Annotated in this window: 8 protein-coding genes; 1 reads left to right on the top strand and 7 read right to left on the bottom strand. The window is 66.7% G+C overall.

Going from position 1 to position 12,259, the window contains the following annotated elements:
- The 6 genes from K8V11_RS07955 to smc form a co-directional block, all read right to left on the bottom strand.
- Positions 1–457: signal recognition particle receptor subunit alpha (locus tag K8V11_RS07955; protein ID WP_303912449.1), on the bottom strand; the 457-nt coding region annotated here is incomplete at its 3' end.
- A 90-nt stretch (positions 458–547) separates the two neighbouring features.
- Positions 548–2,959 (bottom strand): [protein-PII] uridylyltransferase, encoded by a 2,412-nt coding sequence (locus tag K8V11_RS07950; RefSeq protein ID WP_303912446.1) that lies wholly within the window; start codon positions 2,957–2,959, stop codon positions 548–550.
- 114 nt (positions 2,960–3,073) lie between these two features.
- Entirely contained in the window at positions 3,074–3,412 is a 339-nt protein-coding gene (locus tag K8V11_RS07945) for a P-II family nitrogen regulator (RefSeq protein ID WP_303912444.1), read from the bottom strand.
- Positions 3,413–3,449: 37 nt separating this feature from the next.
- On the bottom strand, positions 3,450–4,730 hold the full coding sequence (locus K8V11_RS07940) for an ammonium transporter (protein WP_303912452.1): 1,281 nt from the start codon (positions 4,728–4,730) through the stop codon (positions 3,450–3,452).
- A 238-nt stretch (positions 4,731–4,968) separates the two neighbouring features.
- Positions 4,969–6,519 carry a signal recognition particle-docking protein FtsY gene (gene ftsY / locus K8V11_RS07935; RefSeq protein WP_303912442.1) on the bottom strand — a complete coding sequence of 517 codons (1,551 nt, stop codon included), beginning with the start codon at positions 6,517–6,519 and terminating at the stop codon, positions 4,969–4,971.
- Between the two features lie 29 nt (positions 6,520–6,548).
- Positions 6,549–10,130, bottom strand: a complete 3,582-nt coding sequence (smc, locus tag K8V11_RS07930) for a chromosome segregation protein SMC (protein WP_303912440.1) — start codon at positions 10,128–10,130, stop codon at positions 6,549–6,551.
- 75 nt (positions 10,131–10,205) lie between these two features.
- On the opposite strand from smc, the gene K8V11_RS07925 reads away from it, so the two are divergent.
- Positions 10,206–11,783 (top strand): APC family permease, encoded by a 1,578-nt coding sequence (locus tag K8V11_RS07925; RefSeq protein ID WP_303912437.1) that lies wholly within the window; start codon positions 10,206–10,208, stop codon positions 11,781–11,783.
- Here K8V11_RS07925 and K8V11_RS07920 read toward each other — a convergent pair whose 3' ends face one another.
- Positions 11,784–12,236 (bottom strand): DUF350 domain-containing protein, encoded by a 453-nt coding sequence (locus K8V11_RS07920; protein WP_303912434.1) that lies wholly within the window; start codon positions 12,234–12,236, stop codon positions 11,784–11,786.
- Between the last annotated feature and the right edge of the window lie 23 nt (positions 12,237–12,259).

The following is a 12,259-nucleotide window of genomic DNA, read 5'->3' as shown; positions in this document are numbered from 1 at the left end:
GATCGCCGACGATCTGGAGCTGATCCACGGCGCCGGGGCGCTGGAGGTCACACGCCACGAGAATCGGGGTGTGCTTCTGGTTCTTGAACCAATTCGCCAGCTTGCCGGCGAGCGTCGTCTTACCGGCACCCTGGAGGCCGGCGAGCATGATCACCGTCGGCGGCTGCTTCGCGTAGTTCAGCGGCCGCGACTCGCCACCAAGGATCCCGGTGAGCTCCTCGTTGACGATCTTGACGACCTGCTGCGCCGGGTTGAGCGCGCCGGAGACCTCGGCACCCTTGGCGCGCTCCTTGATGCGGGAAATGAATTCGCGCACGACGGGCAGCGCGACATCCGCCTCGAGTAGCGCGAGACGGATCTCGCGTGCGGTGGCGTCGATATCCGCATCCGTGAGCCGGCCCTTGCCGCGCAGATCTTTGAGCGCACTTGTGAGCCGATCGGAAAGCGATTCGAACACTGCTAGCCAACCCCTAACGATTGCCGGTTACTGATCTTCCACCTTAACCGCGAGGACTAGCCGATGTCTGCCCCGCCTCTCCTTTCCCGGTCATCGGTTCTCCTCGGCCTCGGGTAGCGGGCTAGGCAGCATCGCGCGAACGGCGGCGACGAGCCGTTCGGACCCGCCCGGGGCGTCGGAGATCCCGCTCACGTGCAGAGTGTCCGCGACGAACTCGCCGAACGTCTCCGCCCTCGACCATTCGACCTCGACGCCGGCGGCGCGGCACGCGCCGATCATCTCTGCGAGCAGCCCCGGACGGTCCGCGCTTCGCACGCGCAGCAGTCCCGATCGTGGGTCTGAGCCGGCCTCTTCTCGATCGCCTGGTTCGAACCAGACCCGCGGGCTCGCCCGGGCTGCCGTCCATGCCTCTTGTTGACGTCGGTCGACCTTGCTGTGCAGGCGTGAGCGCACCGTCGAGCTCGACAAAGCGCGGAGGTCCTGCGCGACGAGGGCCGGGTCCGAGGGCGTGCCGAAGAGGGTCGAGATCTCCGCCCGAACCCGGTGGATCTCGCCCGCTTCCCCCTGCTCCACCCGGAGCGTCTGTGCCTGGACGACCTCGATTCCCCGCGCGGCGAGGACGAGTAGGACGTCCGCGAGCCCCCCTGTTCCGCCGTCGATTTCGGCCTCGAGCACGTAGCGGGTGGCGTAGGCCCCCTTGGATATTCGGATGTTCGCCGTCACCGCCGGGCCGTCAGCCGCGGACAGTTCGGGGGCGCCCGGCGCGACATCGTCTACGAACGCACTGCAGGTGGTGGCCAGCGTGCTGTGCACGTGTGCCTTCCATGGTGTCCACACGCCGGGGCCGGTGGCGCGGGAATCCGCCTCGGTGAGCGCAACGAGCAGCTCGAAAGTCGGCCGGTCCCGGGTGCCGAGCCGCACGAAGATCTCCTCGGCGGTAGCAGGATCGGCCGCGTCCCGGCTCGCGGCGGTCTTCGCGAATAGAAGGTGGTGGCGCACGACCGTGACCACGCGTTCGGCGTCCCTTTCGGGCATGCCCAGCCGAGCGCAGATCACGGAGGTGAGTTCGGCCCCGAGTTCGCAGTGGTCACGCCGGCGTCCCTTTCCGATGTCGTGGACAAGGGCACAGATAAGCAGCAAATCCGGGCGTGAGACATCGGTTGCCAGCCGCGTTGCCTCGGCGACCACCTGGACTTGATGGCGGTCGACGGTGAAGACGTGAACCGCCGAGCGTGAGGGCAGGTCCCGGACCGCCGCCCATTCCGGCAGGATTCGGTCCCACAGCCCGGACCGGTCGAGGGTTTCGATGACGTCGATCGCGGCCTCCCCCGTGCCGAGCAGCGACACGAGGTTGTCGTGGTACACCTGGGAGGATTCGTTGCGAAGCGAGGGCGCCCCGTCTGCGAGGCGTCGCAGCGTTCCAGCCGAGATGGGGATGCCGTGACGCGCGGACGCGGTTGCGACCCGCAGCAGCAGCGAGTCATCGCGTTCGGGCCTGGCGCCGCGGGCGAGCACCACTTCCCCGCCCTGTTCGACGACGCCCTCGGCGAGTGGCCGCCGCGCCGGCGCCCGGCGAATCGCGGCGATCCCGCGTCGCGGGATCGCCCCGCGCGCCGTACGAATACCGAGATCTGTTGCAAACGCGATGGTCCTCGAGGCGTTCGACAGGTCGCGTGCAAGCGCGAACCGGTCGTCGTAATGCAACAGGCGAGCGACGTCCGCGGCGAACTGTGCGTGCAGGATGTCGCGGGGCTTACCGCCGACCAGATGGAGGCCCGTGCGAACATCGAGCAGCAGCTTCCGGGCCTCAAGGGCGCCGCGACCGGGACCGCCGGGGATGACGGCGATAGCCTCGTTCGCTACGTTGGCCGCCGCGAGCGCGTCGAGTATCTGGGCATCGCGCAGTCCACCCTCTCCGTACTTCAGGTCCGGCTCGGTGCGGTGGGCGATGGCGCCCGAACGTCGCCTTCGCACGGCGATCTGTTCGACGAGCTCGTCGAGCTTGGAGTGGACGACCTTTCGCCACGCGGTGCGCGCGCCCGACGCGGCCTTGTCGCACAGCGAGGACTCGCCGGCGATGTGGCGGACTTCGAGCATGCTCAGCGCGACCTTGGGTTCCTCGGCGGCGAGAGCGAGGCACTGTTCGGGTGTGCGCACGGAGTGGTCGATCGACAGGCCCGAATCCCACAGCGGGTACCAGAGGGCATCCGCGGTCGCCTGGAGCTCGCCGGCTCGTCCGCCGTCATACAGCAATACCAAGTCGAGGTCCGAATACGGCAGCATCTCCCGCCGGCCGAGGCCGCCGAAGGCACACAGGGCGAATCCGGATCCCGGGACGATTCCCGCGTGTGTGGCGAGCCTGCCGAGCACGAGGTCGAACAGCTCGGTCATCGCACTGCGGAGACCCTGCGGGTCGAGCGTTCGGGCGAGGGCGGAGTCGATGAGGCCGGACCGTCCGGCTGCGAGTTCGCCTTTGAGTTCTTCAGCCGAAATGCTGGCCATGTGGAGTTCCCCGATTCCTCATTCATTTTCGGCGGGCGGACCGAGAGGTGCGGCGGCGGCTTGATTGCCACCGCACCACTTAATTTGGGACCGATGCTGCGGCGTCCTTGGCGGCTATACGGCGTCGCCGTCGGTCTCGCCGGTGCGGACGCGGACGATGGTGTCGATCGGCGTGACCCATACCTTGCCGTCGCCGATCTTGCCCGTGCGGGCCGCGTCGACAATGGCACGCACGACGCCGTCGACGTCTTCGTCGCCCACCGCGATCTCGGCCTTGAGCTTGGGCACGAAGTCGACGGTGTACTCGGCGCCGCGGTAGACCTCCGTGTGGCCTTTCTGGCGACCGAAGCCCTGGACCTCCGACACGGTGATTCCGTAGATTCCCTGCTGTTCGAGGGCTTCTTTGACGTCGTCCAACGTGAACGGCTTGATGATGGCTGTGACCAGCTTCATTTTTTCGTTTCCTTTCAGCGAGGTCTCGTGGGCGGAACTATCCGCGCAGCGCCTGGGTTTGACTTTCGTACGCGGTTTCGGCGTGCTCCGCACCGTCAATACCTGTGGATTCGGCGGCTTCGTCGATCCTCCAGCCGAGAGGCTTGAGGACGTAGAAGCAGACGGTGGTCATGATCGCGGTGAAGACGAGCGCAACCAGTGCGATGACGATCTGCACGACGAGCAGCTTCCAGCCGTCGCCGCCAAAGAACAGGCCCGGGGCTGTGCCGAAGGTGCCGGTGGCGAAGAGCCCGATGGCGATGGTGCCCCAGAGGCCGGCGACGAGGTGGACGCCGACGACATCGAGCGCGTCGTCGTAGCCGAAACGGTTCTTCATGCTGATCGCGAGCGCTGCCAGGGCTCCGGCGATGGCGCCGATCGCGATGGCGCCAAGCGGGTGGACCGATCCGGCGGCCGGGGTGATGGCGACGAGCCCGGCGACGATGCCGGAGGCAGCGCCGAGGGAGGTCGCGTGTCCGTCGCGTAGACGTTCGGTGGCGAGCCAGCCGAGCATCGCGGCGGCGGTGGCTGCGGTGGTATTGACCCAAGCGAGGCCGGCGGCGCCGTCGGCGGCGAATGCCGAGCCCGCGTTGAACCCGAACCAGCCGAACCACAGTAGCGCCGCGCCGAGCATCACGAACGGGAGGTTGTGTGGGCGGAATGCGGTCTTCCCGAATCCGAGACGCTTGCCGATGAGAATCGCGAGTACGAGGCCGGCCATGCCGGCGTTGATGTGGACAACGGTGCCTCCGGCGAAGTCGACGGGTGCGATGTTCGCCTCACCATCTGTAGAGCCGAAGATCCACGAAGCGAATCCGGTCTCCCCGTCGCCGAGCAGCCCGCCTCCCCACACCATGTGCGCCAATGGGAAGTAGCACAGAGTGACCCACAGCCCGGTGAAGGCGAGCCAGGTGCCGAACTTGGTGCGCTCGGCGATGGCGCCTGAGATAAGCGCGCAAGTGATGATCGCGAAAGTCACCTGGAATCCGACGTCGATGACCTGTGGGTAGGTGCCGGTGGCCCCGGCAACCCAGCCGTCGGCGTCGCCGATGACTCCGGCGAGCCCGAACTGCTCGAAGGGATTGGCGAAAATCCCGGCGATCGACTGGGTGCCGTAGGACATCGACCATCCCCAGAGGATGTAGACGATGGCGATGACGCCCATCGAGCCGAACGACATCATCATCATGTTGAGCACGGACTTTTGGCGGGACATGCCGCCGTAGAATAATGCCAGGCCCGGGGTCATGAGCAATACCAGCGACGCGGCCATGAGCATCCAGGCAGAATCACCTGCGCTGAATGTGGGCGCCTCTTGCGCCAAAATCACGGAATTCACGGGATCGTTCCCTCCTCGTAAGTCAACCGGCGCAAAGCTTCCATCGCTGCTTTGCTGTCCGTTGACTTAGAGAATTCCGTGCCGATGTTTCCGTTCTTCGCGTCTGTTGTAACCGTGCCGTGAACGGCTGCGTTCCCGGTGTTACGGCTCGGTTACAGCGGCCGTGACGGTATGGCGGCTACGCGAGGAGCGCGTCGACGAAGGCCTCGGGAACGAACGGCGCGAGATCATCAGCGCCCTCCCCGAGCCCGACGAGCTTGACCGGTACATCGAGCTCGTGCTGGACCTGGAATACGATGCCGCCCTTCGCGGTGCCGTCGAGTTTGGTGAGCACGACGCCGGTGATGTCCACGACGTCCCGGAACACACGCGCCTGCTGCAGCCCGTTCTGCCCGGTCGTCGCGTCGATGACGAGGAGCACCTCGTCGACGTTGGTGCGCTTTTCCACCACGCGCTTGACCTTGCCGAGTTGGTCCATGAGCCCGACCTTCGTGTGCAGGCGGCCGGCGGTATCGACGAGCACGGCGTCCACCTCGGATTCGATGCCGCGCGAAACGGCGTCAAATGCCACGGCCGCGGGATCGGCGGCTTCCTTGCCGCGGACGGTTTCCGCGCCGACGCGCTCACCCCAGGTCTGCAGCTGATCGGCGGCCGCCGCGCGGAAGGTGTCGGCGGCGCCGAGCAAGATCGTGCGTCCGTCGGCAACGAGCACGCGCGCGAGCTTGCCTGTGGTCGTCGTCTTACCCGTTCCGTTGACACCAACCACGAGGATGACGGCGGGCTTGCCGTCGCCCGGAAGGGCGCGAACCGAGCGATCGAACTCGGGATGGAGATTATCGATGAGCGCCTGACGCAAGAGAGCGCGCACATCGGCTTCCGTACGCACTTGCTTGGAGGCGATCTCCGAGCGGAGGCGATCGACGATGCGCATGGTCGTCTCGCTGCCGAGGTCGGCCATGATCAGTGTGTCCTCGATCTCCTCCCACGCCTCTTCGTCGAGGTCGCCGGCGCCGAGCAACCCGAGCAGGCTCTTGCCGACGGTGTTGTTCGAGCGCGAAAGGCGCCCGCGAAGCCGGTGCATGCGCCCGTCGGTCGGGGCGATCTCCTCGGTCGGTTCTGCCGGTGCGGGAACGGCGACGGTGTCGGGGTGCGTCGTGGCCGGGGCATCGCCGGCAACCTCTGTGGCCTGGCCGGCCGGTGCTTCATCCGCTGAGGGCTGCTCTTCTGCTGCCTGCGCTGTCACCGGCTCCGTGGTGGTAGTGGTGTCTGCGGCCGAGGTATCGGCCTCGCCGTCGGTGTCCTCCGACGCGTCGGCGGCTGCTGCCGCCCCGGCTGCCGCCGCAGCGCCCGCTCCGGTGGCCGCGGCGGTCGTTGCCGCGCGTCCCTTCGCGCTCGGGTCCGTGGGGGCCTGCGAATCGGTGGCTCCGCCGTCAGGCTTAGGTGTTTCGGTCTTTTCCGGCGCAGGCGCAGGCGGGCTAGCCTTCGACGTCGGCTCGTCGCGGCGGACCTTCTCCTTTTCCTTCTCCGCCGGGGCGAAGGAAAAGCCGGTGCCGGCCTGATAGTTGCCCGAGCGCTCCTGCTGGGTGATCTCCTTGGGCTCTTCGGTCTCGGTGCCGGAGGTGAAGGAGATCTTGTTCTGCGAGCGCCGCCACAGGCCGATGGCGATCGCGAGGATCGCCAGAAGGACGATGACTACGACGGCGACAATAATCCAGGCAGTGGTATTCACGGTGCCCAGTGTGTCAGATCCGCGGGCGGCTACGAGCGCAGGCTGGTCATCCGCTGGGAGATCACCTTCGAGATGCCATCGCCCTGCATCGACACGCCGTAGAGCACGTCGGCGACGTCCATCGTCGGCTTCTGGTGTGTGATGACGACGAGCTGGCTGGTTTCGCGCAGCTGCTCGAACAGGCTGATCAGCCGACGCAAGTTGGTGTCGTCGAGAGCGGCCTCGACCTCGTCCATCACGTAGAACGGCGACGGGCGGGCCTTGAAGATCGCGACGAGCATCGCGACCGCAGTCAGCGACTTCTCACCGCCCGACAGGAGCGATAGACGCTTGACCTTCTTACCGGGCGGTCGCGCCTCGACGTCAATCCCCGTGGCGAGCATGTCGTCCGGATCGGTCAGAACGAGTCGGCCCTCGCCGCCGGGGAAAAGTACCTGGAAGACCTGCTCGAATTCGCGCTCGACATCGAAATAGGCCTCGGTGAAAATCTGTTCGATGCGTGCGTCGACGTCGTCGATCACGCCCTCGAGATCGTTTCGCGCCTTCTTCACATCGTCGAGCTGCGCGGCCAGGAACGAGTGCCGCTCCTCGAGCGCGGCGTACTCCTCGAGCGCGAGCGGGTTGACCTTGCCCAAGGTCGCGAGATCTTTCTCTGCGCGCTTGCGGCGGGCCTCCTGCTCCGAGCGGACGTACGGCATCCCCTGCGGGCGGGTGACGTCCTCGCCGCGCTCGCGGGCCTCCTCGTATTCGCTGATCTCCAGCGGGCTCGGCGGGATTTCGATCTCCGGACCGTACTCGGCCAGAAGCGCCTCGGGCTCGATCCCCAACCGTTCGAGCACGCCCTGCTCGAGCTCTTGCACCTTGACCTCGAGTTGCGCCCTGGCGACCTCGTCGCGGTGTGCGCTGTCCGCCAGCTTGTTGACGACGGCGTCCGCGTCGCCTAGGTCTTTGCGTTTCGCGGCGAGCTGAGCTGCGGTCGCGTCGCGGGCGGCGACGATGCGGTCCCGGAAAGTTGCGGCGTCCGACGTCACAGAATCGAGCCGTTCGGCGAGTTTCCCTCCGAGCTCGGTGACGGTCTCGGCGACTTCGGCTCCGCGCTTTCGTGCGGCGGCGGCGCGTGCAGCGCGGGCTCGGGATTCTCGCTCGGCGTTCGCGGCTCGGCGAAGCGACGCAGACCTCCCGCGCCCGGACTGCATGCGTTCTTCTGCGGTTCGCAGCGCGAGCCGCGCCTCCGTCTCGACCCCGCGGGCCTCGCCGACGGCCTCCTGCGCCTTGGACCTTCGGTCGTCGTCGCCGTCGTTGGCCTTTTCCTCGGGTTCGTCGCCGTCCGCGGCGGCGATGCGCTGGCGCAGCTCGACCTGCTCGGCGTAGGCGGCCTCGAGCTTGTCGCGTGCGCTGCCGCGGGTCTGCTCGATTCGGCGTGCTTCGTGCTCGGCTCGGCGACGCGCGACGCCCAGCCGCGCCATCTCCTTATAAAGGCCCTCGATGCGCTGATCGGATTCCGTCATCGCCGCGCGTGCCGATTCGAGCGCCGCCGTGGCATCGGCGAGCGTTGCTTCGGCACCGGACAGCGTCGCGCCGGCCTTTTCGGCCTTCTTCTTCGCCGTGGCGCGCTCGGTTTCCGCGGCATCGATCGCAGCGGCGATCTCCACCCCTGACCTACCCGCGTTCCCGCCGCCGACCATCCAGCCGGGTCCGACGATTTCGCCGTCCTGCGTCACCGCGCGCAGTCGCCGGTCCCCCGCGACCTGCTGGTGTGCGGCTTCCACATCCGAAACGAGGACGACGTCGGCGAGCACGCTCGCAAGGACGCCCTGCAGTTCCGCGGGCGCAGCGATGGCGTCGATCGCCCAACGCGCGCCTGGCACGAGATCGGCCTCGAGATGCCACGTCCGCTCGCCCGGCTTCTCCGCGATCAGGGTCGCGCGTCCGCCGTTGTCCTTCCCCAGCGCCGACAGCGCCTCGGACAGGTCGATTCCCTCCACAGTGACGCCGGCGTCGGCGAATTGCCCGAGCACAACGCCCATCGCCTTCTCGGCCCCGGAATCGATGGTGATGTGTTCGGCGAGAGTTCCCGTCCATTTGTCGCCGAGATGCTTCGCCAACCATTCGGAGCCATCGCCCGCGCCCAGCGAGGAGCGCAGCGTGTCGATGCGCGCGTCGAGCCCGGCCATCGTCTTGCCCGCATCGTTTTGCATCTCGCGCAGTTCCGTCACGCGCAACGCAGCGGAATCGTAGGCACGCTCGGCCTCATCGAGCGTGGCGTTGAGGTCTTCTTCGCCTTCGCCGTGGTCGATGATGCGAGATTCTGCGACCGCGACCTCGTCGTCCGCGCTGGAGACCGCCTCGTGCGCGGCACCGAGGTCGGTGGTGTGTTTGTCGATCTGCTCATTGAGAGTCTCGATACGCGAGGCAACTGCCTCGGCCTTACCGGCGAGGCGGGCGAGACCTTCGCGACGATCGGCGATCGCACGGACTTGACGTAGGTGTTCGGCCTCGAGGTCTTGCGCCACCTTTTCCCTCTCGGCAAGCGCACGCGTCGCCGCGTCGAGGGCCGACTTCGCCTTGTCCACGGCTTCGGCCTGTTCGGTTTCCTTCGCCGCGGCCTCCTCGGCCTGCCGCTCGATTTCCTCGGGGTCGGGTCCGGTGTGCGTGGGCGGCGCAGAGGTAAGGCTACGCACACGGTCCGCGGCGATCCGCTGGGTCGCCCGGGAGCGCTCCCCCAGAGCGCTCAGTGCGAACCACCGTTGCTGTGCCTGGTCCGCCCGCGGGGATAGTTCGTCAACACGGGCGCTCAGCGCGTCCACCGAGCGTGCTAGTTCGTCGCGGGCGTCGGTCGCCTCGGCGAGCTGCCGAGTCAGGTCCGCACGTGCGGTATCGACGTCCGACAGTTCTGTGCGGCGGCGCTCGAGGTCGTCGGCAGCAATCCGGAAGGTCGCGTCTCGTAAGTCCGCCTGTACGGTTTGCGCACGCCGGGCGACCTCGGCCTGGCGCGCGAGAGGCCCCAGCTGCCGTCGCAGTTCCTTGGTGAGGTCCTGCAGACGGTCCAGATTGCCCTGCATGCCCGCCAGTTTGCGCTGGGCCTTTTCTTTCCTGCGGCGGTGCTTGAGGATTCCGGCGGCTTCTTCGATGAAGGCGCGTCGTTCCTCGGGCCTGGATTCGAGAATCTCCGAAAGTTTGCCCTGGCCGACGATGACGTGCATTTCACGGCCGATACCCGAATCGGACAGCAGCTCCTGGACGTCCATGAGCCGAGCGCGGTTGCCGTTGATCTCGTACTCGCCCGCACCATCGCGGAACATCCGCCGGGTCACCGACACTTCGGCGTAGTCGATGGGCAGGGCGCCATCGGCGTTGTCGATGGTCAGCGTCACCTCGGCGCGACCCAACGCGGACTTGCCGGTCGTGCCGGCGAAGATCACGTCCTGCATTTTTCCGCCGCGCAGGGTCTTTGCACCCTGTTCGCCCATGACCCAGGTCAGGGCGTCGACGACATTGGACTTGCCGGAACCGTTCGGCCCGACGACCGCGCAGATTCCCGGCTCGAACCTCAAAGTCGTCGGCGACGCAAAGGACTTGAAGCCCTTGAGCGTCAGACTTTTGAGATACACAGTCGTCCATCCTAAGCGACGGGCTTCGGGCCTTGGTCTTTTTGTCTGTCCTTTCGGCCGATAGTGTTTTCGGTCGTGACCTCAGAATCCCGTTCCACCGCTTCGGCCCGTGGCGAAAAAGGCCTGCGCAAGGGAGCACTTGGTTTCGTCGACTCCGTATCCATCGGAGTCGCATCTACTGGTCCCGCGTACTCCATCGCCGCGACACTGGGGTTCGTCGCCGCCGCGGTCGCGTGGCAGGCGCCGGTGGTCGTGTTGCTCGCCTTCGTGCCGGTGTTGTTCGCGGCGTTCGGGTACGACGCCCTCAATAGGGCCGAACCCGATGCCGGGACCTCGTTCGTGTGGGTGTCCCGGGCGTTCGGAATTCCGTGGGGTTGGATGGCGGGGTGGGCCATCGTCGTCGCCGATGTTCTCGTCATGGCCTCGCTGGCACAGGTCGCCTCGCAGTACACCTTCATTCTGCTCGGTTCTGATATCGGATCCGATCCGCACCATCCCGCGGTTCTCCTTCTCGGCGTGGGTTTTATCCTGTGTCTCACGTGGCTCGCGGTACGTGGCATCTTGTTGACGGCGAAGTTGCAGGTCGTCCTCGTGGTGATCGAAACCGTCGTCCTCCTCGGGTTTGCCGTCGCCGCGCTCATCCGGGTCTACAACGGAACCGCTTTGCCGCAGTCGCAGCCGGTGAGCTGGGATTGGTTCAATCCCTTCGCGGTCTCCGACCCCACCGATCTCGTCACCGGCATCCTGCTCATGGTGTTCATCTACTGGGGCTGGGACTCGGTGCTCTCCGTCAACGAGGAAACGAAGGACTCGCAGCGCACTCCAGGCCTGGCCGCCGTGTGCTCCACCGTCATCCTCGTGTCGGTGTATGTGCTGTTTACAGTCGCCGCGCAGGCTTTCGCGGGCGTCGGGGTCAATGGTCTCGGACTCGCCAATCCCGAAAATGCCGACGACGTTGTCGCGGCGCTCGGTAGCGCGGTGTTCGGCGATTCGATCGCCGGACAGATCGCGGTCGCCGCGCTCGTCATCATGGTGCTCACCTCGGCCACGGCATCGACGCAGACGACCATCCTCCCCACAGCGCGAACGACGTTCGCGATGGCCTTCCACGGTGCTCTGCCCAAGTCTTTCGGTAAGGCCCATCCCCGCTTCGCGACCCCGAATGTGTCCACATGGACCATGGGTCTGCTTTCGGCCGCGCTTTATGTGGCGATGGATCTCTTCGGCGGGGGCGGGATGGTGCTCGATGCCGTCGCTGCCTGCGGCGTGGCGATCGGGTTCTATTACGGGCTCACTGCTCTCGCCTCGGCCCGGCTGTATTCGGGATCCCGGCTCCGAGCAGAACACGCGAGGGCCGGAGGCATCGACTTTCGCCGCGTCGTCCTTCCCTCGATCGGCGGGGTGCTGCTACTGGCTGCCTCTGCGTGGACGGCGATCGCGTCGTTCGACCCGGATTTCGGCGAAGGGGTCTGGCGTATCCCGGGTCTCGGCGTCGAGGTAGGCGCGGTGTTCAGCTTGGGCGTCGGTGGAATGGTCCTCGGGTTGCCGCTTCTGTGGTGGTCGCGCCGCATGTTGCCGGCGTTTCGGGCCGACTACTTCGAGCGACATCTCCCGGCTTCGCCGGACCTGGTCGCGGACGAGGTCCAGGATTGATCAGCTGATCGACGCGGCCACCACGAGCCCGATTGCGACGTGCGCCCCGGCGACAACCCACGCCTCGGACGTGAATGCCTCGCGCTTCAGGGATTCGCCGATGTTGATATTGACGACCAGCTCGAGGAACCGCACGGCGAGGGCCTGAACCACGATTCCGACGACGCCGTAGATCGCTGCGGTGGCGAGCCCGGTGCCCAGGTCGCCGAATGATTGCCAGATCGCCACGACCACGACCAGTGCCATGGCGAGGAGCCCGGACGAGGTAATCAGCGCCGCGTTCGGGTAGCCACCGCGCACGAAGTCGCGCAGCTTGCCGGGCGTGGTCCAATCGATCACGTAGAACGCGAGCACCATCAGCACGAGGCCGAGAAGGGCGTAGAGAACGATGGCGGCAATGCCCTCGGGCACACCGGAAAGGTCTGGCGCGGACAGGGCGAGGTACGAGGTCACAGTGGTGGCCTTTCGCGGGTCGT

The sequence above is a fragment of the Dietzia timorensis genome (assembly GCF_020742175.1).
GTDB classification, from domain to species: domain Bacteria; phylum Actinomycetota; class Actinomycetes; order Mycobacteriales; family Mycobacteriaceae; genus Dietzia; species Dietzia timorensis_A.
The sequence above is the reverse complement of the archived record's forward strand: the minus strand, read 5'-3'. Positions and strand labels throughout refer to the sequence as shown.

Bases quoted from the DNA above. Each gene is read 5' to 3' on its own strand.
- K8V11_RS07945 (WP_303912444.1), bottom strand. From the start codon at position 3,412: ATGAAGCTGGTCACAGCCATCATCAAGCCGTTCACGTTGGACGACGTC.
- K8V11_RS07940 (WP_303912452.1), bottom strand. From the start codon at position 4,730: ATGCTCATGGCCGCGTCGCTGGTATTGCTCATGACCCCGGGCCTGGCA.
- K8V11_RS07950 (WP_303912446.1), bottom strand. From the start codon at position 2,959: ATGGCCAGCATTTCGGCTGAAGAACTCAAAGGCGAACTCGCAGCCGGA.